Source organism: Oceaniferula flava (assembly GCF_016811075.1).
GTDB classification, from domain to species: domain Bacteria; phylum Verrucomicrobiota; class Verrucomicrobiia; order Verrucomicrobiales; family Akkermansiaceae; genus Oceaniferula; species Oceaniferula flava.
This window is the reverse complement of sequence record NZ_JAFBGL010000001.1, coordinates 68600-89437: the sequence shown is the minus strand read 5'-3', so window position 1 is coordinate 89437 and position 20838 is coordinate 68600. Positions and strand designations below refer to the sequence as shown.

Here is a 20838-nt window from a genome sequence, read left to right as displayed (position 1 = left end):
TTAGTTTAATAGGTTAATTACTTCACTACTCCCACTGTGCGCTTCTTACCTTTACGGGTGCGGGCGTTGGTGCTGGTGCGTTGACCACGAACGGGAAGACCGACGCGGTGACGGATGCCACGGTAGCAGTTAATCGAAGTCAGACGCTTCATAGCGGCCTGCTTCTCACGACGAAGATCACCTTCGATGAGGATACCCTCGGAGGTGATGACTTGAGCGATTTTCACAAGCTGTTCTTCAGTGAGCTTACCGGTGCGGACGTCTGGGTCCACTCCTGCTTGCTCGAGAATGCGTGTGGCGGTCTGACGACCAACGCCATAGATGTAGGGAAGAGAAGCTTCAATGCGCTTCTCGTTCGGGATTTCAATACCGAATATACGTGCCATAATCCTGTGTTTTTCTGGATGGTTAATGTGTTGTGTGATGCGCTCAACCCAAGGAATTGCCCTAGTGATGATAACCAAAATTGGTGTTCCTGCGCACCGCGCGGGAGGGCGTATTTAGCAGAGATATCAGCCGTGGCAAGCGGGAATTAGCATTTTCCCCTCTCATACAGGCAGTTCCGCCAATGAATCATCTAGAGCGCTGCCTTCTCACTGGCGAGGATATCGTCCATGGTCTGGCGCGGACGAATCACCTTCGCCTCGGATCCATCGACCAAAATCTCCACGGGCAGCCCGCGTGAGTTGTAGTTCGACGCCATGACAAAACCGTAGGCACCGGCACTGAGCAGTGCGATGGCTTCTCCGGGAGCGAAGTTCGGCAGTTCGCGGTTCTGGCAGAAAAAGTCGCCGGTCTCGCAGACGGGGCCCACCACGTCGACCGCGGTCACACCTGTTTCGGCACCCGGCTCTTTCAGCGGCACGATGTCGTGGTGACCTTCATAGAGTGCCGGACGAATGAGATCGTTCATGCCGGCATCGACGATGCGGAAGGTTTTGGCGGATCCTTTTTTCTCATAGAGGCAGCGGGTCAGCATGACACCGGCATTGCCGACGATGTAACGGCCGGGTTCGACCAAGATTTTCAGACCGGTCTTTTTCAACACAGGCACCACACCCGCGGCATACTGCTCGATTGTGAGAGGTTTGTGTTCCTCCTCCTGGCCGGACCACCACTCGGGTTTCCCTGATTCCAAAGCTGGATCATAAACGATGCCTACACCTCCACCGATGGAGAAAAATTCGATCCCGTAGCTTTCCTTCAGCTTATTCGCCAATGGGGCCACTTTTTCCACCGCTTCAATGAATGGCTGCAGCGATGTCAGCTGGGAGCCGATGTGCATCTGCAATCCGCGCAGGGTGATGTTAGGCAGTGCGGCGGCACGAGCGTAAGCGTCTTCGATGACTTCGAAATCGACACCGAACTTGTTCTCAGATTTCCCCGTGGAGATGTACTTGTGCGTCTTGGCATCGACATTCGGGTTCACGCGGAAGGCGACAGGAGCTTTCACACCCATCTCACCAGCAACGGTATTAATAAAAGCAACTTCCTCTTCGCTCTCGGCATTGAAGCAGTAGATCTGCTCGCGCAGGGCGTATTCAATTTCCTCGCGGGTCTTACCGACTCCGGCGAAGGTGCACTTTCCGGCATCGCCACCGGCTTCAATCACACGGCGCAGCTCACCACCGGAAACGATGTCGAAGCCACTTCCCTCCTCGACGAGCAACTTGAGCACCGAGAGGTTGGAGTTCGCCTTCACAGCGTATTCAATGCCGTGATCGATGTCGCCCAGAGCCTGATCGAGTCGACGGTAATGATCTCGGATGGTGTTCGCGCTGTAGACATAGGCTGGAGTGCCGTGGGCGTCGGCCAGCGTTGCGAGATCGACATCCTCGCAGTGCAGCGAGGCATTTTGATAGTGGAAAGAATGCATGACGCTGCTTTGCACTAGACCTGCGAAAGTTGCAAGCCTTAGAGATACATCGCTCGGATCATGTCCAAACTTTTCGCACCCGGCAGCGGACTGAGCTCCATCTGGTTCATCAGGTAGCAGAACGACAGACCGGAATCCGGATCGCCAAAGGCCTGACTGCCACCCGCCCCCGGATGACCGAATGCCCGCCTGGACAGTCCGTAGTGGTGACGCACTTTGCGCCCCACCATATCGATCGGGTCGAGTTGGAACCCACAGGAAAAGGCCGTTTGTGTGCACAAAATCAAATCCTCCCCGCAGCTCCGCATGCCCTGCATCCAGGGCATCATTGCCTCGGGAAAAAAGGGAATCGCTCCGCAGGCCGCCTGGTAGAACTTCGCCACCGCCCGCGCCGTGCCAATGCCCCCCATCGCCGGGAAGCCCGATTGCCAGGCTCGCGCCTCATTCATCTCGCGCACCGAGTGCAATCCGCGCGGAGATGAGAACGCCCGCTTCACCAACGAATCCGGCGTGTGCAGCTGACGGTAAAAGCCGCTCTCCAGATCCTCCTTGTTCTGCTTGCCGGGGTATAGTCGGGCGACGCGATCGAATTCGCTCTCCGGCAGACCGATCCAGGCATCCAGTTGGAGAGGCTCGGCAATTTTTTTCCGCCAAACATCGCCCAGCGTCTCCCCCGTCATGCGCCGCACCAGTTCCTCCAACAAGAAGCCGAAGGTCCGGGGGTGGTAGCCATGAGCGCTGCCTGGCTGCCAGTTCGGCTGCTGCTTTTCAATGGCGGCAATCACCGCATCATAGTCCCAGACATCCGCTTTTTCATCCAGTGCCGCCAGTCCCAGCTGGTGCGACAGTAGCTGTCCGATCGTGCCCTTCTTAACGGGAAACTCGGGCCAAACCGAACAGACCAAATCTTCCGGCGTCATCCCACGCTCGTGCATCAGCAGCAACACAGTGGCCGATGCCAGCCCTTTGGTCGTGGAGTAAAAAGGCACCAAGGTTTCTTGCGTCCACGGCCGTTCCTGCTCGCGTTCGCACCATCCCTGTGCCAAAGACAGCACCTCTTCTCCGTCTTTCCAGATGGAGACTGAAGCCCCCAATTCCTGCCGATCGGTAAAATTCTTCTGAAAACTTTTCTCCAGCTCGCTCGCGTTCACGGCAGTTTCATAACTTAATGCTTCAAACTTCAAACTCCAAACTTCAATCTTTCCCCATGCCCACCACCGCCCAATGCACCCGCCCACCGGAAGCCTGCGAATACATGCCGGACGACTTTTTCCGTCGCCACTCCGCCGCTGATATTTTTTCCGACGGAAATCCAGACCTGCCACTGGAAATCGACCTCGGCTGCGGCGACGGCACCTTTCTCCTGGAAATGGCAAAGCATTACCCGGAACGGAACTTTCTCGGCGTCGAGCGCTTGCTGGGGCGAGTCCGCGGCGTTTGTCGGGGAATCGAGGAACTGGGGTTAAAAAATGCCAAGGTCTTAAGACTCGAAAGTTCCTACACCCTGGAATGGTTGTTAGAAAAAGAATCGGTCAGCCGCCTGCACCTGCTCTGCCCGGATCCATGGCCGAAGGCGCGCCACCACAAGCGCCGCCTCGTCCAGCAGCATTTCCTCAGCTGCCTCCACAATGTTCTCTCCCCCACCGGTGAGTTCCTCTTCAAAACCGATCACCCGGACTACTACGAGTGGGTCTGCGAGGAGATGGAAACCTTCGGCAAGTTCACCCCTCTGCCATGGCTGGGTGACGGCACGGACGATGCCGGCCCGGATGCCTTTTTCTACCCAAAAACGGACTTCCAAAAACTCTGGGAAAGCCAGGGAAAAACCATCCATCAGCTGCGCTTCAAAAAGTAAGCGCAGTCGACAAAAAAACGGCGCGGTGTGAGCCGCGCCGTTGGAATGATTGAGAGCTTCTGTGCGAGGCTCGATTAGAAGTTGGTCGCGTTATCGCGGTTCAGCTTGTTCGTGCCGAACTGCTCGTCTGGGCCGTAGCTGTAGACGATGACTTTTTTACCGCCGACTGTTTCGCCTGGCTCAAGTGGATTGTCGATCAGGCCGTCCAAGCCGTAATCGAACACGATGTAGTAGGTATTACCCCATGGATCGTAAATCTTGGCGGTGTTGGCTGCGGTGTCGATTTTCATGCCATCTTTGTAGCTGGCTTCGGAGCTTCCCTTAGGCTCGCCCAACTCAAAAAAGCGAATTCCTTTGAAATTCTGAGCATCTGAGCTATCAGTGTCCTCAACACCGGCTAGGACGGCTACGACATCTTCATCACTTCTGATTGGATCCGTGTTATCATCGTCCGGCACCGTGCCAGAGTATGGCAGGTAATTATATTCGTTTTCGAAATTGTTTACGGCAGTTTCAAAGTTTGAGCAAACGCTCTTCGCTTTCACAATGCTGGCCTTGGTCAGGCCTTTCATAATGGCAGGCGTGGCCAGTGCGGCGAGAACGGCGATGATCGCGATCACGACCAGCAGTTCGACTAAGGTAAATCCTTTGGATTTTGATTTAGGTAATTTCATCGGTTATGTTTGGTTATGGTGTATATATGGATAGCTATGCAAAAACAGAAAGACGGCTTCAGCCAGAGAGAACAAGGGACACCCCAGAGTTCTTTTCTCCCACCGTTTTTTACGGCCGCTACTGCAAGACTTTAATGAGACAGAAATCCTGCCTCAGCGCAACCTTGGAGTTACATCTGAGATTACATTGACAATACAAAACTACCACTGGATCCGATCCATCACAACGAAAAAAACCTCCCGACAAAGACGCAAAATCTATCCCAATCCTTGAAAAACCATCAATTTTTCATGTTCAATCTTCAATTTCTACACAGTATTAACTTATGAATAATCTTCGAGAGCGCATCCGAGTGCTCATGAAAGCCTCTGATTACCAACCGCTCAATAAATCTGAATTCGCCCGCAGCCTCCGCCTGAAACCGAACGAACGCTCCGCCCTCCGCGCCGAGCTGCTTCGTCTCGAAAACAAAGGCCTGATTGTCCGCGGTAAAAAAGGTCGCTTCGACCTGAAATCAAGAGCTGGCCAGAATGGCGGTGCCTCCGAGCACCAACCCCAACGCCCCCCCAAAGGAGGTGGCAAAAAAGGCGGCCGTAAACATTCCTCAAGTGGCCCCCAACTCGTGGGCACCATCCGCTTCCAAGCCTCCGGCAATGCTTGGTTCTACCCGGACAGCAATGACGCCAGTAACGAAGCCGCTAATATCGATCTGCAACAGTTCAGCCGGATCTTCATTTCCTCCAACAAAACTTCCACCGCCATGAATGGCGACAAGGTGCGCGTGCGCATCGATCGCATCGGGCCTCCCGAGTGGGCGAACCGCCGCCGTGGCCGAGCCCAGAAGGCCGCGGGCATGAAAGCTCCCGATGACGAAGCCGCCGGCTACGTCGATAAAATCATCGAGCGAGGCATGTCCAAAATCATCGGCACCTACTTCAAACGTGGCCAGTATGCCCACGTGCAGCCGGACGATGCCCAAATCCCCGATGTCAACATCGAGCCAGCGAGCAAGGGATCAAAAGACACCTCACCGGAGCCGAAAGGCGGCCAGAAGGTGGCCGTGGCACTGACCCAATGGGATAACCCGAACAGCTCACCGCGCGGTAAAATCACCGAGGTGTTAGGCTGGCCGGACACCCCAGGCGTGGACATGCTTTCCATCGTTCACAAACATGGCCTGCGCAGTGAATTCCCCGACGCCGTGTTGAAGGAAGCTCGTAACTTCGGCGATGAAGTGACGGAAAAAGATCTCGTCGACCGCGACGACTGGCGCGACCTCACGGTGATCACCATCGACCCCCATGACGCCAAGGACTTTGATGACGCCATCAGCGTGCGAAAGCTCAAGAATGGCGACTGGCAGCTGGGCGTGCACATCGCCGATGTTTCGCACTATGTGAAACCCGGCACCGCACTGGACAAGGAGGCCGTGGAGCGTGGTAACTCCACCTACATGGCCGATCGTGTGCTGCCGATGATCCCGCGCGAGCTGTCAAACCACCTCTGCTCGCTGATGCCCCATGTGGATCGCCTCACCCAGTGCTGTCTGCTAACGCTCAACCAGCAAGGTCGAGTCAAGTCCGCCAAGTTCACCCGCGCGGTGATTCACTCGGCCAGACGCTACACCTACGAAGAAGCCCAGGAAATCCTGATGGCTCCGGAAGACAAGATCGCCAAGCTCTTCCCCGATGAAAAACCGGAGATTGCCGCCATGCTGCATGAGGCATGGCGCTTGGCCTCCCTGCTGCGAAAGCGGCGGTTTGAAAACGGCGCGCTCGATCTCGACATGCCGGAGGTCAAGGTTGTGTTAGATGACAAAGGAAAACCCATTGGCATTGAAAAAAGCGACTACAACGAAAGCCACCAGCTGATTGAAGAGTTCATGCTCATTGCCAACGAGGCGGCTGCCAAGTTGTTGAAAAACCAACGCCAACCGACAGTTTACCGCATCCACGAGGATCCAGATCCTGATCGACTCAACGACTATGCCGAGCTCGCCAAGCTCCACGGTTACAAACCAGGTGACTTGACGAATAAGAAGCATATCCAAGCATTGTTAGATAAAGCCAAGGGCACCATCGAGGAACCGGCGATCAAGATCGGACTGCTGAAATCGCTCAAGCGAGCCGCCTATTTCCAAGACCCGCTCGGCCACTACGGCCTGTCCAAGGAGAACTACTGCCACTTCACCTCGCCGATCCGTCGCTACGCAGATTTGATCGTCCACCGTGCGCTGCAAAGACACCTGGGGAACCCGCCGAAGAAAATCGACCGCACACCGGGTGGAGCCGAGATGGCGCAGATCGCCCAGCACATATCCGAGACCGAGCGCACCAGCGCGGAGGCTGAAAACGAATCACGCCGACTCAAGATGCTGCAGTATCTGCACATGTGTTCGGTGGATGAAAACCCGCCAAGCTTCAATGTCGTTGTCACGGAAGTGCGCCACTTCGGTCTCTTCGTCGAAGCGGTGGATATTCAGACCAAGGGGCTGATCAAGCTGGAAGATCTGCCACCACTCAAGGGCGGTAAAGAATGGCAGTTCGAGGCGAACCTGATGCGCTTCACCGGACCCTACGGTCAGATGTTTACCGTCGGTCAGCAGCACCTCTGCCACGTGTCCAACGTCGATATGGAGCAGCAGCGCGTCGATTTCAAACTCGTCGATAACGAGCTCAAACCCGTCGAAGGCCAAGCGAATGCACAGCCAGTGGACACGGAGAAGAACAAGCAACGAAACTCACGTTCAGAGAAGCCCAACAAAAAGCCTTCCAGCAAGAGGGCACCTTCCAACAAAAAAGGACCTTCCAAGAAAAAGTCCGCCAAGAAACGGCGCCGATAACTCGGAGCCGGGATCACACACTTCAGTCAGCCCAGCCCCTTGATCAAGGGCGCTGGCTGGCCGGAGCAGGTCGTCAACGGAGTCGGCTCACTTCTTTGCCTTGAGCAGAACCACCCAGTCCTCACCGAGGTCCGAGGGTGGATTTCCGAGATCGATTTGACCACCACCCGTCACACGGTTGAGCTTGCCATCTTGAAGCAAACCACCTCTGCGCGGGTTGAACCATTGCAGGCTGAAGGCGTTCTGGGTTTCAGAAAGATCGAGCTGCTGCTTGCCATTGGCCTTCCGCAGATAGACCACGTAGACCTCTCCTTTTTTGGAAAAACAATAGGCGCTGTTATCCTTCTTGGTATTGCCCACCAGCGCATTGCTGTTGCTCATTTCCCAAAACGGGATCTTGTTCTCTTGGAAAAAATCCAGAGCGATGGCGCTGTAATCCCAAGTCATGTCGCGACTGCGCCAGTCCTCGGCTTTGAGGTCGTTCTGCGGTAATTTGTAGCCGAAGTAATACTCCACACCCGCGCCACCGGCCATCAAGTTTCCCCAGAGGACCTTCGACCGAACGTCGTTCACGCTCGGCATATCGAGCGGCTTTTTACTCGCTTTGTTTTTCTTCCGCACTTCGGCCACCCCTGGCCAATCGGGGTCCGGCGGGCTGCCAGCTCCGGCATTGCCCGCCTCGTCAAAAGCGACCACCCATCGATGCCCCGACTTCTCCGAGCGCTCCACCCACTTCAAGGTATCTTGATGGGTCTTGCCGACGTCTGAGTTCTGCACCGAAACCCCGGTCAGGCTTTTCTTGTCGCCTACCAGCTTTCCGTAAATTTTCTCATGCTGGCTCGGATAGGTGTGCAGCACGATCAGATGTCCGTAGGGATCGATCTTGCGCAAATACGCGGCCTGCTCACGGATCTGATCCAGCGACTGGGTGTTTTCCTCACCGAGGTTCCAGTTGAGTGCCAGATGATGACCAAAACGGGCGACCATTTCGCGCAGATATGCCTTGCGCTCGGGCCCCAAGTTTCCGCCATCGAGCGCCTGGTCTTTGCCCGGCCCCTTCTGGTCGTCATTCTCGGTTTCCTGCAGTTTAAAATGGAGATACATCCCCTTCGAGGTGGCGTGATCGAACACGATCCCCCACTGATCAAGCTTGGAACAATCAAAGTGTAATTTATCGGCACGGCTGACATGGGGCCAGACGTTATCACCATCGCCCCCTGCATTGTAGGGGATGAAGGAAAATGCGTTAGCCCCTTTCCCTGACAGATAATTGATCGCACCTATCATCCCCTTCCCCTTGCCACCCTTCCACGTGGGGTCACCACTTTTCCAGTCCTTGATATGTGCCTTCCACGATTTCAACGGGCCCTTCTTTCGATTGTTCGTCACGGTGCCATCGAAGTCCTGATAGGCGAGAAAAGTTTCCGGTGAGTCAGCGCCGGCTTTGAGAAACCATTGACCGTTTCCAGCATGCCGAAGGTAGCGCTTGCCGACGTATTGCAGTCGACCTTTCCCCCGGAAATCGCGCCCTGTCTTATCTGTCGCGGCGATGGTGAAGCTGCCACTTTCGCCATCGTGCTTGCTGCCATTGAAGCGGACCGTGTAGTTCCACCTGCCGGTTTTATCCGGAGACAAATGTGCACGCCACTTGGTCCCCTGAGTTGCCGAGCTATCGGCAGCTTGACCATCCGCGGCAAAATACCCCGGCACCCAATAATCCGGGCTGCCGGATTCGTGGATGAAGCGCACATCGAGCAAGAGTTCGGTAAAAGGGTTCGGTTGTTGGTCGCTCTCCTTCGCCATCGGGCCGTCGACCGTCAGAGTCACCTTGTGCCACTGCTTGAGTTCCCCACTGACCGCAACCTCAGCCCGTGCCCACAGCGCCGCGCTGACTAACAAAAACCCAACACTCACCGCCTGGGGCACCTTAGATTGTTTCACATTCATCATGATAGAATGTCATAACTAACATAACTCTAAACACCCCTACAAACACAATAGACGAGATCTGGGTCATGAAAATAAAGCCCTGAACAAAGAATCCATCGTAACAAGAACGTGTCAAAAAAAGCGATCCTGAAAAAGAAAAGCTCGAAGATGACTCTTCAGAAAACAAGGTCGGAAAGCCCCCGATAAAAAGCCATCTTTACACCTGTAAGAGTGGTGAGGAATAATGAACCCCAAGAAGGAAATCCGACACTTATTTCACGTTGACGATATTTTTCGGGATTAATACTGTGTTAATGCAACATGTAATTCGCAATATTATGAAACAAACTATATTCCTTGTCACCGTTATGGGACTCTGCCACGGCAGCCTCTCTGCAGCCAGTATCATCGCAGTCAATTTTATGCGAAGTGCTACCGTCACACCTGCCGCTAATGATGGTAGCGAATACGGTATCGATACTTGGGTCGATGTCGAGAGCGGCGACACAAATCTAACAACTGATGGAGTATCGATGTCATGGGGAGGAGGCTCATGGAGCGGCGGCAGCAGTAATAATATTGAAAACGGCTACATTGATAACGCCACAGCAATCACCATTACCGGCCTATCAAGCTGGCTAACAGCCAATGGAGCAAGTGGCTACACCGTGCAACTTTCTCAAGCAAGCGACACATCCACTAACTGGTTCGGTGACACTCTCATCAATGATACCAGCGGAGGTGCGCTACTGGACACACTAACCAATCCGAATATTCAGAACGGGCTTACCACAGTGAGTAGCAGTATCACTTCCGACACACTTTACGTAGATACTACGACTACAGGAACAGCCCCCTCAGGTGGAGCTAGTGCAAGAACCAATATTGCGGGAATTATTATTACCGCAGTTCCTGAACCTTCATCCGCTCTGATGGCGATGCTTGGTGCTGGCTTGTTTCTTTTCCAAAGAAAACGTAGACGCTAACTGCCCCTCTAGATATTAGCCTCATACAAGGCTGTTATAGTAATCTATGGCAGCCTTTGTTTGTTCAACATATGGTCAAAAAAGTTATTGTCCTCGGATCGGGGAGTGCTGGCCTCATTGCGGCACTTGGGGTCAAACGTCGAAACCCTCAGCTCGAAGTTACCGTCGTCTCTAGCAGCCTGATTGGAACGATTGGCGTAGGCGAAGGAACCGTCCCCTACGTTCTCGATTTCATCCATAATTATCTCAAACTCGATGAAGCGAGCACTTACCGAGCACTTGATCCAGTTTACAAACTAGGAGTGGAACTCCAGTGGGGGTCCCATGACAGGTATTATTACCCCTTCACTGAAGATTTCTTAGTTCGATCATTGCCCCATTTATCGAGAGGTTCAGGATATTATCACCAAGCTGAGGATAATGGGGCCGACCTTCTGGTGGCATGCATGCGTGAAAAAAGAATTCCCTCTCGAGGCTCGCAGTTGCCAAATATCCCACCACCAGGACAACTCTTTGCCTGGCATATTGAGAACCATCGCTTGATCGAAACACTGGTCGCGGCAGGAAAAGAATCAGGCATCATCTTCGAAGAGGATCAACTCGAGGCCGCTGTGTGTGATGAAGACGGAAACCTCTCTTCGATCATAGGCGTCAGTGGTCAGTCATACTCGGCTGACCTCTTCATCGATGCTTCAGGCTTCCGTGCTGAACTGATCGGCAAACACGCGGAAGTTCCTTTTGTTTCATTTTCTGAATCACTCTTTTGCGATCGTGCTGTTGTGGGTGGCTGGGATCGAGAAGACGGCGAGGAGATTTTGAATTACACGGTTTCTGAAACCATGGAATCAGGTTGGGCGTGGCGTATTGACCATCCGGAACGTATCAACCGCGGATATGTGTTCAGCTCATCGCATATTGACACCGAGACTGCCGTTGAAGAATTCAAAGCCAAAAACCCTAAAATCAACGAAGCTCGAGAAGTTTTCTTCCAATCTGGCCATCGAGAAAAAGCATGGGCAAAAAACGTCATCGCTATTGGCAACGCCTCCGGTTTCGTAGAACCCTTGGAAGCGACAGCGATCATGTGTGCCTGCCTACAAACGCGGTGGCTGGCTGACGGACTGTATGACAGCCAGTGTTCCCCGAACGATTCACTTCGAACCCTCTACAACAAGGTCACGACTGATCTATGGCAGGAGATTCGTGATTTCCTCGCACTTCACTACAAGTATAACCATCGGATCAACACCCCGTTCTGGCAGGACTGTCAGAACAAGATCCCCGCTACAAATTGGGAAGAGCTTCTGAAATTCTATCAAGAAAACGGATCATCGAAAATCGCCGCGGCCACCCTTCCTCCTCTCTCACAGTTCGGCATTAGCGGATACTTTGCCCATTTAACAGGTCTATCAATTCCCACAAAGGGCTATCAAGCACCCAGGCATGAAAAGCGTATTTACAAAGAACACTGCCAAAGGCTCGACAAGATGGCCGCTCAGGGCATGACCATGGCAGAAGTTAGAAGCTTACTCATGAAACCTGAAACGTGGAAAAAACTTCGACGCTAGGAAACATGGTCCCCATCTCTTTCGTGTAGGCTTAGCTACGCAGTTAGATGAACCTCCCACTCCACGCGCTGCGATCTGGGTGGCATCATAAGTTCCTCCAGCCATATTTATGCCGTCCACGACGAAAGAACCGACTACCCTGCTGCTATCCTTGCAGACAATCTCTCAGCAAATCACCATCGCGGGCAGGAGCTAAAGAAATACAAGTCGTCACCCTCCTCGAACGTAAACGAAACACCCTCAGATCTCGAAAACCAGCAACAATGCCCCACGACCACCGTCACCATTCCACGATAGGACGAGGGCGAGATTAACCTTTCTTCTTCGCGCGCTTGCCTCCTTTTTTGGCGAGCTGAGCTTGGCGTTGTTGGTAGTTTTTTTCCTGCTTTCGGAAAACGGGCAGCAGCTGATACTCCATCCACTCGTTGGCGGCTTCGAGCCCTTTTTCTTGGTAGATCCGGCCGATCAGAGCTTCCACAGAGGTGGCATTTCCGATGTTTCTAAGGAAATCATTGGAGGTGCAGCGCACGAACTTCTCGCCATCCATCGCACCATCCTCCTTGAGGATCAGCTCGCGCATATACAGCGCTAGCACCGCGTCGCCAACCCACGCTTCCTCACGCTCGCGCATGAGCTCCGGATCGATTTTTTTGGGTGCTGCCATGTCGTTGATTTAGAAGGTAATTTTGAACTTTCAACTCTGAAATACAGAATTACGACCCTCCTTCGTGAGAGCGTTACGGAGTATCGCTTTCCATATTTTTACGCAGGGCACTTTCCGACTCCGCACTCCAATAACCACTGCCAAGTTCCACGAAGACACTTGAATAAGGGAGCGCTGTGCGGGTTTTAATCACCAGCACGCGGTAGCTTTTGGAGGTATCGTTGACCAGTTTCATCAAAATCTCGTTATCCAATCGCACCGTTTCACGACCATGCAGGGCCTGTTCCAAATCCTTGCGATGTTCCTTAATCCCCGGAGCGTAATCATAGGGAACCTTGGCCATTTCAGAAGTCACATAGATCCGTGGGGACACGTGATGTTTTTCCTCAATCACCTGCTCCAAGCCATCGAGCACTTCGGGAATATCTGCATCCACTTGGATCACGCGCAGACCTGGCCGACTCTGGATCGGCAAGGCAGCCTCTCCAATGACGACCCAATTTCTGGCGCCGAGATAGCCCAGCTCCTGACGGATCGAGCTAAGCCACGGCTGAGACGTTTTCGGTTCATTAGCGCATCCTGCCAACATCAAGAGGCAAGAGCAGAATAGAAAACAGCAGAGTCTTCTCAGAGTGAAAGTCATAATCAGGTGGGGAGGCGAACGGCGGCACCTTATCCCAGCCTGATTCAAACATCAATCTGAATACTTCGAGCTCCTCTTACATCAACTGCGCTCCAGCTTCTGCCAAAGGACTCCGTTCACCCCGTGAGAGCGAGATGTGTGCCGAGAACGGTTGTCCCTTCAGTCGGTTCCGAGTGAATACCAGGCCATTGCTTCGGCTATCCACGTATGGGTTATCGATCTGAGCCGGGTCCCCCACCAAAACAAGTTTCGAGCCACGCGACATGCGGGTGACCACCGTTTTTGCCTCTTGTGGAGTCAACTGTTGGGCTTCGTCGAGGATGAAGAAACGATTCGGAATGGAGCGACCGCGAATATAACACAGCGCTTCAATCTCAATGATCCCGCGCTCGATCAGTTCGTCGTAGGGCTTGCTTCCCCCTTCTCCGAGGTTTTCTTTTTTCTGCTGCTTCCTGCGCGGCCCTTGCTGGCTGTCAGGCTGCATCAGAAGATCGAGAGCGTCGTAAATTGGTTGCAGCCATGGGCGCATTTTATCGTCGAGCGAACCAGGCAGGAACCCTAACTGATCCCCCATGGAAATCACCGGACGACTCACAGTGAGACCGTTGTAACGACGATTGAACATTTCATGCAGGCCAGCGGCCACAGCCACCAGGGTCTTGCCGGTGCCAGCCTGTCCATAGCAGGTCACCAGAGAAATATCCGGATTGAGCAGGGCGTCGATCAGGCACTTCTGCCCCAGATTGAGAGGCTTGAGGTTGTGACCGTCCGGAATCCGGAGCACCTCGGGGATTTGCAAGCGGACAAAGGTGCCTTCCGAGTCGAGCCGGGCGGGCATGGTTTGTTTCTCGCCGGCCTTGAGCAGCACATACTGGTTCAAAACGATCTCCTTGCGGCGTGGATGTTCGATGATCAGCTCCCCTGAGCTGGCAAAGCGTTGCAGCTCGGAGGGGTCAACTTCCACCGATCGCATATCGTAGCTACTCACCTCGCTGGGATCCACCTTGTCGTTAAGGTAGTCCTCGCAGGAAATTCCCACGGCCTTGGCCTTCAGCTGCATGTTGAGATCTTTGGTGACCAAGATCACCGGGGCCTCGTTGTGCTCTTTCAACAACACGGTGGCAGCCAGGATTCGGTGGTCGACCTGTCCCCGGTCGGGAAAAATACGCAGGAACTGACTGAGTTCCTTCGAGTTCTCCTCGCAAAAGGCCGGATCGTAAATCACCAGTCGGATCGTGCCTCCGCCGTCGGTGGGAACGCCGCGGGTGACATTTTCACCGGAGGAAAACATTTCAGTCAGTCGGCGATGCACCCGGCGCGCATTGGCGCCACGTTCGCTTTGCTCGCCTTTGAACTTGTCCAGTTCAGCCAGCACATCCGCCGGGATGCAGAGGTGGTTGTCCTTGAACCGACTCAAACATCCTGGGTCATGAAGAAGAACGTTGGTATCGAGGACGAAATTTTTGGCCGTCCCGGAGGGAGCGGCGATGCCGAAGTCTTGAATGCGCGATTTACTCACACCTTTTCTTTTAGCAGTGGCAGTGCCACTTTCCGAGGATCTTTTTTCTACTGTGGAGTCGACAACATGCGATGCATCAGGGCTGTTAGGTTGTATCATAGGATGGGGTAATAACGAAGAAGTGGAGGGTCAATTTGATGATGCTGCGCAGTCTTCCACTTAACTCGCTGAACAGCAGTCTCACCACCTGGTGATAGGATGCCAGCTGATGCCAAATTATCAGCTGGAAAGGGGCGTCCGGAGGTTGAAGTAGGCCGGACTGAGCACAGGGGTCGTCCAATTTCCCCTGTGTGGGTTAGATGAAAACAACCATTCCAGATGGAATAGGCGTGGACTAAAAAATTCAACTTAACTAAACCATCGCACGAATCGTGAGCTTCTGGCAATCACTAAATGCAAAGTTATTGGTCGCTCTGCAGCAGCTGTTGGATCAGTGGGTAGTCGATTTTTCCGATCGCTGTCCTTGGAATTTCACCTAACACAGCAATTCCTTTGATCCGTTGCAGGGCCGGGCAAACGGCATTGTATTTTTCTAACAAAGATGCCAACCCATCATCCTGATCGGTGCAGAGAACCAACAAGGTGCCCCGCCGTTGGTCGCGATACTCTCCTGCTTTCGGTGGCTGGACCGCTGTGACGATCAGTTCTCGCTGGGATAGCCCAGCTTCATCGGCCACCCTCTTGAGCGTGCTTTCCACCTCACTGAGATCGACGAGTTCACCGAGCACTTTGACACATCGATCCGCTCGTCCCATCACAGTTAAAATGCCGGACGCGACCTCGCCCCGATCACTACTGATGAACCAGCCATCCTGCTTCGGATCATCGATGAAACAGCGGCCTTGATCGCAGCCAACGTAGGCTGAGAACAAAGCATCGCCTTGGAATTTCAGCAGGTGGTGCTCGTCGGTGCCGACTTGCCAATGTGGCAGGATCTGCAGTTGCCTCCCGCCTGTCGGGGCCGTGGCCACTTGTGACGCAGTCTCCGTCATGCCGTAGGTTTCATGCACGGGCCAGCCAAGCTCAACGGCCTGTTGATAGATAGAATCGTCTGTGCGACCACCACCAATCAACACTGCGCGCAATGACGGCGGAGCGGATCGACCCAGCCCAACAAGATCACCTAACTGAGCAGGCACCAGAGAGGTGAGCGTGATGGATTCCTCGCACAGTCGATCATAACAGCGCTCGGCGTCCCATGAAGACTCGCCCTGCAACATCGGACACCCGGCAAGGTAGCTTCGTGCAGCAATGCCGAAGCCTCCCACGTGAAAAAGCGGCAAGGTGAGCAACCAGCGATCGTTCGGGGTCACCTGTAAAAATTCATTCACCGCACGGGCGGAGGCCAACAGCGCACTTCGCGAGAGAGCTACCCACTTCCCCTTACCGGTGGAACCCGATGTGCGGAACAGCAGATGACCTTGCAGCCCTGCTTGCTGCTCCAGCCACGGCTGGATGATTTCCGCCTCAGCCACAGCGACACTGTCACGCGGATTAGGAATCACCCATGGCTGCGTTGACGACCAAAATTCACTAGATGTTAGATCAGACGCTTCCATGGTAGCTTTTCTAACAAATCATCAAATCCAAGCCCTGTGCCACCCGGAGGAGTGAACTCCGGTGTCACCGGGCCCATCCGATCGATAAAGGCGTTGGGTTCGAACAACCCGTGAGTCATCAGCCCGCAGGCATCGATCATTCCGGGAAAGGCTTTGGCCGATTGCGCAGCGCGCCACGCGGCAAAACACTGACCCAGAGGGTGGTCCAGATAACTGGTAAACACCACGCGCCAGCTTTCCATGTGGGCCTTTTCCAACATCGGCTTCACCACATTCACCGCCGGCTTGAGAATCACGACATTCACACCACTCTCGGCATTTTCCACATCGCGATCCACGGCGAGCGGAATGCCGTAACGGGTGTAAAGTTCATTCCAGCTCTCACTCTCATAGACACAGGGGTCTTCGATAAAATCGATGCGTTGCCGGCACTCGGGACTGAGTGATTTCAAAAACTGCTCGACCCCACCCCGACCTAACACGGCATTAAAATCCAGTCGCCAGCGCAAGGTAGGGAATCGGTCCGACTGCTCCATGATGAACTTCGCCTCGGCCTCCGGATCGCGTCCGACTTTCACCTTGGCAATGGTGAATCCTGCAGCGATCGCCTGGTCAAAGGCCTTCTCGCACAGTGGCAGGGTGGCATTGCTCAGCGGCACCTCCAAGCCATCAAACAGACTCCTCCCTTCTCGCCGGGCTTTGCCGTCCTCCCGGGCGCAGTATAGCGCAGATCGGGTGGTGGGCGTCGTGCGGCCACGCTCGAGCGCGGTGAGGAGTCGGTCCAAAGAAACATCCCCCAGCTCGGGCCACGGGTGCATGCAGCCGTAGCCATCGTCCACCTTGATCAAGGCGCCCTCATGATCGTGACGGGTCGATGCTGCATTCAGCGCGGTGTGGCTGTGCATGGTGTAGCGGTGGATGTAAATGGGAGATTTCATAGGGCTACCATAAGATGAATTGCCGCCGCGTAAAGAAGGAGTTGCAGGGCTGACAGAGCGAGGAACCGATTATAAATGGTGCCCGGTGCAGTCCGACTGATCCACCGGACGATAAGAGCTCCCAGAGCGAGTGCCGGCAGGAAGAACAGCAGCTGCAGTTGGACCCCAAACACCGGGACCAAGGCGACGTAGGATGCCACCCACATGAGAAACAGAAGGTTGATCGCTCGCCGACGTCCCCATTTGACCGCCAGAGTGTTTTTTTGGTTCGACCGGTCTTCATCGACATCGCGAAGGTTATTGATAGAAATTAACATCGCCGATAAACAGCCGATCGATACCCCGGTGATCACCGCTTCCGCAAACCAAGTTCCGGTCTGGATAAAGACCGTGCCTGTGACCGCCACCACTCCGAAAAACAAAATCACAAAGAGCTCCCCCAGCCCACGATACGCCAAGGGCACCGGTCCGCCGGTGTAGCCGTAGCAGAGGTAAAGCGATGGCAGACCGATCGCCACAACCGGCCAACCACGCGCGGCAAATAGCAGGTAGCCAAAGATCGAGGCAAGCAACAAACAGACCAGCGCCGCTCCGAACACGGTGTTCCGCGACAACTGACCGGACGCCGTCGCCCTAACAGGACCCAATCGCGCTTCGGTATCCGCGCCCTTATCGTGATCGATGGCATCATTGAAAAAGTTCGTAGCAATCTGGATCCAGATCGCGCCCATCAGGGTGTAGACCGCCAGCCTGAGATCCCAGCTTCCGGTGAGGTGATCGGCCAAAACACAGCCTACCCAAACGGGCACCACCGCAGCGGGCAAGGTTTTAGGTCGGGCAGCGAGGATGTAGGACTTCATAGGTTGACGCCGGATAGAAAAGCCACAATGCGCCTTTTCTCCGAGGAAAAAATCAGGCATGTGTGCGGTATAGATCTCGTTCTCAGCACAGCGGTCACCCTTTTCATCGTCCTTGACCCCTTTGGCAACTTGGCGGTGTTCAACTCAGTGCTCGCCTCCCAGCCGGAAGCCAAGCGCAATGGCATCCTAGTCCGCGAGCTGACGATCGCACTGGTAGTGCTGATGTTTTTCCTTTTTTGCGGTCGGCCAGTGCTGGATTTTCTCAACCTTCAGCAATCGACCCTACGCATTTCCGGCGGCCTCATCCTCTTCTTAGTCTCCCTAGGTATGGTCTTCCCGGCGAAGTCAGTCCTAGGCGGTGAAGAGGGAGAGGAGCCATTCATTGTGCCGCTGGCCATTCCACTGATGGCCGGACCGTCCGCCATCATTTACCTCCTGCTGCTCTCGAACCAGCACGCCCATGTGATCGGCAATATTGCCATCGCCACCTTCCTCGCTTGGATGGTCAGTGCCACCATCTTGTTAGCCTCGCCCTTTTTCATGCGTATTCTCGGCAGAAAAGGCACCCGCGCCCTGGAGCGACTGATGGGTATGTTGCTGGTGATGATTTCCGTGCAAATGTTTATGGATGGGCTGGCCGAATATCAATCGATGCACTAAGCTTCGCCGCATGATTGCCAAACGCGTTATTTTCGAAGGCCGAGTGCAGGGTGTCGGGTTCCGCTACGCCACCAAACAGCTCGCCATGGGCTTCGATGTCTGTGGCTGGGTGAAAAACCTGCCCGAAGGAACGGTGGAAATGCAGCTGATGGGCGAGGAAGAGGAAGTCGACGAGTTTATCAAAGAGATCGTCGAAGAAAGCGCCATGGCCCATCATATTCAGAACGTCTACAGTGAGGAAATCTCGCTCTTGGACGATGTGAAAGGTTTCACAATTTCAGCCTAACTCATTATTCACAATGACCCGATGGGAATACACCACCGTGCGCTTTTCCGTAAAAAGCAGCACCCAGTCTGCCGACATCGATCTGAATGAGGTTGCGCAGACTCTCACCGACTGGGGCAATGACGGCTGGGAGCTGGTCAGCACCGAGAGCCTCACTGGGATTCAAGGCCAGACGATGTATCTTTTGGCGGTGATGAAGCGTGAGAGGTAAGAGCGGGCACAAGTTCAGGTTGCGCGCACCCTCCCCGAACTAGCCATTGGCAACCTGTCCCCGCCTCGGTGACGTCATCGTTACCATCATTGGCTATCCTCTCACTCTAATGATGTTTGAATTCTACTGCTACTTTAGAAAACTCTCCTCATGAACATCTCTCTCAATTTATTCTATGAAATATTGACGATATTTGGTAGTATAGTTAACATCTAGCAGAAATCACCCCCGCTGACCATGTCACCTAACATTATCACACTTTGTTCCATCGTCTCTCTTTCCCTTTGCGCCAGTTCCCTCGCCGAGGTGGTCACCATTGAATCAAAAGGAGGCCAAAAAATGACCGTGACCTTGGTTTCACGACAAGGTGACAAGGTGGTCATTCGCCGCGCCACAGACGGCAAGGAGTTCACGATCTCCCCCGATAGTTTGAGCGATCAATCCAAGGCCCTCGTGACGAACAAAATGAAGAACCTGGATCTCGCTTATCCCCCACTGAATTGTGATGTTACCATCGGTAAACGGCGCAAATATGACAAAGGCAGTTATTACATGAAACAGATGGAGATCACTGCCAAGATCACTCTTACCAACGAGGACTACAAAATACCCTGCCCTCCCTGCACGATGAATGTCATCTTTGTAGGTCAGGACCAAAGAGACACTGACACTTTCATGGTGCTCTCAAATCAAGAATTCAAAGTCACTCCCACGGAAGACGATTTGGTCAAAGAGACCGAGCCATTCGTCACCCGTTACGACAGTGACAACAAGGGAGAAGGCAACATCGGTGGGTTTAAATACGTCGGCTATCTCGTCGTTGTGACTGGTGCGAAGAACCAGATCGTGCACACCAAGACCATCTACACCGCCTTGAAAAATGCCATGGAGGTGGATGCCACCTACGCCACCAAGCTGAAAACCTACCCTGCGAACACACGCCTCAATAAAGACATGTGCAAACCGCAGACCATGAAGGTCACTCCGGGTATCATCCGCCACTAAAGCGGCTATGCCCGGCACGCGGCCGGGCAGTCGCCCTAGGCAATGTTGGTGAAGACGGACTGCACATCATCGTCTTCTTCCAATTTATCGATCAGCACCTCGATCTCTTCGATCTGAGCCTCGGTAAACTCCTGAGGGTTGTTGGAGATGCGTTGGAGAGTCGCTTTGACTCCTTCGATGCCCATGTCCTCGCAGGCTTTGGTCAAATCCCCGAAGCTGGTGAAATCGCCGTAGATCAGCACGCGATCATCTTGCACATCCATTTCCTCGAGTCCGTGGTCGATCAGATTCAGTTCGATGTCCTCGAGGTCGAGGTCGTCGGATTTGGCAAATTCGATCACAGCCTTGCGATCAAACATAAAGTCCAATGAGCCGTTGTTGACGACTTGGCCACCGTTCTTGTTAAAGATGCTTTTGACGTTGGCCACGGTTCGCGTCGCATTGTCAGTAGCACATTCCACCCAGAGCAGTGCACCGTGTGGACCTTTGCCTTCGTAGCTGACTTCATCGTAGTTGGCGGCATCGGCGGCGGTAGCTCGCTTGATGGCTTTCTCGATGTTGTCCTTGGGCATGTTCTGCGCCTTGGCATTGTTCACCGCCGTTTTCAGCGCGGTGTTCGACTCGGGATCAGATCCCCCGGCCTTGGCCGCCATGGTGATGACCTTACCAAGTTTCGGAAACAGGCGCGACATTTCGCCCCAACGTTTTTCTTTTCCTGCACGACGTGCTTCAAATGCTCTTCCCATGATATAATAAAAAATT

The 20838-nt window shown here is 53.9% G+C and carries 20 protein-coding genes; 8 read left to right on the top strand and 12 right to left on the bottom strand.

What is annotated here, in order from left to right; all coding sequences use genetic code 11:
- Positions 1-17: 17 nt before the first annotated feature.
- The 3 genes from rpsM to JO972_RS00390 form a co-directional block, all read right to left on the bottom strand.
- A complete protein-coding gene (gene rpsM, locus JO972_RS00400; RefSeq protein WP_309488007.1) occupies positions 18-386 on the bottom strand; it encodes a 30S ribosomal protein S13 in 369 nt (122 codons plus the stop codon).
- Positions 387-577: 191 nt separating this feature from the next.
- The gene (gene lysA, locus JO972_RS00395; protein ID WP_309488006.1) at positions 578-1876 is read right to left on the bottom strand and encodes a diaminopimelate decarboxylase; all 1299 of its coding nucleotides are present in this window, start codon (positions 1874-1876) and stop codon (positions 578-580) included.
- A gap of 38 nt (positions 1877-1914) precedes the next feature.
- Positions 1915-3027: a serine hydrolase domain-containing protein gene (locus JO972_RS00390; RefSeq protein ID WP_309488005.1), complete on the bottom strand. Its 1113-nt coding sequence runs from the start codon at positions 3025-3027 to the stop codon at positions 1915-1917.
- A gap of 56 nt (positions 3028-3083) precedes the next feature.
- On the opposite strand from JO972_RS00390, the gene trmB reads away from it, so the two are divergent.
- Entirely contained in the window at positions 3084-3731 is a 648-nt protein-coding gene (gene trmB, locus JO972_RS00385) for a tRNA (guanosine(46)-N7)-methyltransferase TrmB (protein WP_309488004.1), read from the top strand.
- A gap of 74 nt (positions 3732-3805) precedes the next feature.
- Here the strand turns inward: trmB and JO972_RS00380 are convergent, their stop codons facing one another.
- Entirely contained in the window at positions 3806-4405 is a 600-nt protein-coding gene (locus JO972_RS00380; protein WP_309488003.1) for a prepilin-type N-terminal cleavage/methylation domain-containing protein, read from the bottom strand.
- Positions 4406-4731: 326 nt separating this feature from the next.
- Here JO972_RS00380 and rnr point away from each other — a divergent pair, with 326 nt between their 5' ends.
- Positions 4732-7248 carry a ribonuclease R gene (rnr, locus tag JO972_RS00375; protein ID WP_309488002.1) on the top strand — a complete coding sequence of 839 codons (2517 nt, stop codon included), beginning with the start codon at positions 4732-4734 and terminating at the stop codon, positions 7246-7248.
- Between the two features lie 87 nt (positions 7249-7335).
- On the opposite strand, the gene JO972_RS00370 is transcribed toward rnr, so the two are convergent.
- Positions 7336-9195, bottom strand: a complete 1860-nt coding sequence (locus JO972_RS00370; protein WP_425498272.1) for a DUF5060 domain-containing protein — start codon at positions 9193-9195, stop codon at positions 7336-7338.
- A 320-nt stretch (positions 9196-9515) separates the two neighbouring features.
- Here JO972_RS00370 and JO972_RS00365 point away from each other — a divergent pair, with 320 nt between their 5' ends.
- On the top strand, positions 9516-10163 hold the full coding sequence (locus JO972_RS00365) for a PEP-CTERM sorting domain-containing protein (protein WP_309488000.1): 648 nt from the start codon (positions 9516-9518) through the stop codon (positions 10161-10163).
- A 71-nt stretch (positions 10164-10234) separates the two neighbouring features.
- Positions 10235-11731, top strand: a complete 1497-nt coding sequence (locus JO972_RS00360; protein ID WP_309487999.1) for a tryptophan 7-halogenase — start codon at positions 10235-10237, stop codon at positions 11729-11731.
- 310 nt (positions 11732-12041) lie between these two features.
- On the opposite strand, the gene JO972_RS00355 is transcribed toward JO972_RS00360, so the two are convergent.
- From JO972_RS00355 to menA, 6 genes are all read right to left on the bottom strand, one after another.
- Entirely contained in the window at positions 12042-12395 is a 354-nt protein-coding gene (locus tag JO972_RS00355; protein WP_309487998.1) for a ribonuclease III domain-containing protein, read from the bottom strand.
- Between the two features lie 73 nt (positions 12396-12468).
- On the bottom strand, positions 12469-12987 hold the full coding sequence (locus tag JO972_RS00350) for a hypothetical protein (RefSeq protein WP_309487997.1): 519 nt from the start codon (positions 12985-12987) through the stop codon (positions 12469-12471).
- Between the two features lie 127 nt (positions 12988-13114).
- On the bottom strand, positions 13115-14557 hold the full coding sequence (locus JO972_RS00345; protein WP_309487996.1) for a PhoH family protein: 1443 nt from the start codon (positions 14555-14557) through the stop codon (positions 13115-13117).
- A gap of 401 nt (positions 14558-14958) precedes the next feature.
- Positions 14959-16062, bottom strand: coding sequence for an AMP-binding protein (locus tag JO972_RS00340; RefSeq protein ID WP_309487995.1), 1104 nt, complete (start codon positions 16060-16062; stop codon positions 14959-14961).
- A 35-nt stretch (positions 16063-16097) separates the two neighbouring features.
- A complete protein-coding gene (locus JO972_RS00335; protein ID WP_309487994.1) occupies positions 16098-17054 on the bottom strand; it encodes an enolase C-terminal domain-like protein in 957 nt (318 codons plus the stop codon).
- Positions 17051-17914, bottom strand: a complete 864-nt coding sequence (gene menA, locus JO972_RS00330) for a 1,4-dihydroxy-2-naphthoate octaprenyltransferase (protein ID WP_309487993.1) — start codon at positions 17912-17914, stop codon at positions 17051-17053. The genes JO972_RS00335 and menA overlap by 4 nt, the downstream gene beginning before the upstream one ends.
- A 69-nt stretch (positions 17915-17983) precedes the next feature.
- Between menA and JO972_RS00325 the strand changes: the two genes are divergently transcribed.
- The 4 genes from JO972_RS00325 (at position 17984) to JO972_RS00310 (ending at position 20076) form a co-directional block, all read left to right on the top strand.
- Entirely contained in the window at positions 17984-18574 is a 591-nt protein-coding gene (locus JO972_RS00325; protein WP_343221517.1) for a MarC family protein, read from the top strand.
- A 10-nt stretch (positions 18575-18584) separates the two neighbouring features.
- Entirely contained in the window at positions 18585-18860 is a 276-nt protein-coding gene (locus JO972_RS00320; protein WP_309487991.1) for an acylphosphatase, read from the top strand.
- 13 nt (positions 18861-18873) lie between these two features.
- Positions 18874-19071, top strand: coding sequence for a DUF4177 domain-containing protein (locus JO972_RS00315; protein ID WP_309487990.1), 198 nt, complete (start codon positions 18874-18876; stop codon positions 19069-19071).
- A gap of 237 nt (positions 19072-19308) precedes the next feature.
- Positions 19309-20076, top strand: coding sequence for a hypothetical protein (locus tag JO972_RS00310; protein WP_309487989.1), 768 nt, complete (start codon positions 19309-19311; stop codon positions 20074-20076).
- A gap of 35 nt (positions 20077-20111) precedes the next feature.
- Here JO972_RS00310 and JO972_RS00305 read toward each other — a convergent pair whose 3' ends face one another.
- Positions 20112-20822 carry a YebC/PmpR family DNA-binding transcriptional regulator gene (locus tag JO972_RS00305; protein ID WP_309487988.1) on the bottom strand — a complete coding sequence of 237 codons (711 nt, stop codon included), beginning with the start codon at positions 20820-20822 and terminating at the stop codon, positions 20112-20114.
- Positions 20823-20838: the final 16 nt, after the last annotated feature.

What these genes read in the sequence shown, in the direction of transcription:
- rpsM (WP_309488007.1), bottom strand. Translation starts at nt 386, where the DNA reads ATGGCACGTATATTCGGTATTGAAATCCCGAACGAGAAGCGCATTGAA.
- lysA (WP_309488006.1), bottom strand. Translation starts at nt 1,876, where the DNA reads ATGCATTCTTTCCACTATCAAAATGCCTCGCTGCACTGCGAGGATGTC.
- trmB (WP_309488004.1), top strand. Translation starts at nt 3,084, where the DNA reads ATGCCCACCACCGCCCAATGCACCCGCCCACCGGAAGCCTGCGAATAC.
- JO972_RS00380 (WP_309488003.1), bottom strand. Translation starts at nt 4,405, where the DNA reads ATGAAATTACCTAAATCAAAATCCAAAGGATTTACCTTAGTCGAACTG.
- rnr (WP_309488002.1), top strand. Translation starts at nt 4,732, where the DNA reads ATGAATAATCTTCGAGAGCGCATCCGAGTGCTCATGAAAGCCTCTGAT.
- JO972_RS00370 (WP_425498272.1), bottom strand. Translation starts at nt 9,195, where the DNA reads ATGAATGTGAAACAATCTAAGGTGCCCCAGGCGGTGAGTGTTGGGTTT.
- JO972_RS00365 (WP_309488000.1), top strand. Translation starts at nt 9,516, where the DNA reads ATGAAACAAACTATATTCCTTGTCACCGTTATGGGACTCTGCCACGGC.
- JO972_RS00360 (WP_309487999.1), top strand. Translation starts at nt 10,235, where the DNA reads ATGGTCAAAAAAGTTATTGTCCTCGGATCGGGGAGTGCTGGCCTCATT.
- JO972_RS00355 (WP_309487998.1), bottom strand. Translation starts at nt 12,395, where the DNA reads ATGGCAGCACCCAAAAAAATCGATCCGGAGCTCATGCGCGAGCGTGAG.
- JO972_RS00335 (WP_309487994.1), bottom strand. Translation starts at nt 17,054, where the DNA reads ATGAAATCTCCCATTTACATCCACCGCTACACCATGCACAGCCACACC.
- menA (WP_309487993.1), bottom strand. Translation starts at nt 17,914, where the DNA reads ATGAAGTCCTACATCCTCGCTGCCCGACCTAAAACCTTGCCCGCTGCG.
- JO972_RS00320 (WP_309487991.1), top strand. Translation starts at nt 18,585, where the DNA reads ATGATTGCCAAACGCGTTATTTTCGAAGGCCGAGTGCAGGGTGTCGGG.
- JO972_RS00315 (WP_309487990.1), top strand. Translation starts at nt 18,874, where the DNA reads ATGACCCGATGGGAATACACCACCGTGCGCTTTTCCGTAAAAAGCAGC.
- JO972_RS00310 (WP_309487989.1), top strand. Translation starts at nt 19,309, where the DNA reads ATGTCACCTAACATTATCACACTTTGTTCCATCGTCTCTCTTTCCCTT.
- JO972_RS00305 (WP_309487988.1), bottom strand. Translation starts at nt 20,822, where the DNA reads ATGGGAAGAGCATTTGAAGCACGTCGTGCAGGAAAAGAAAAACGTTGG.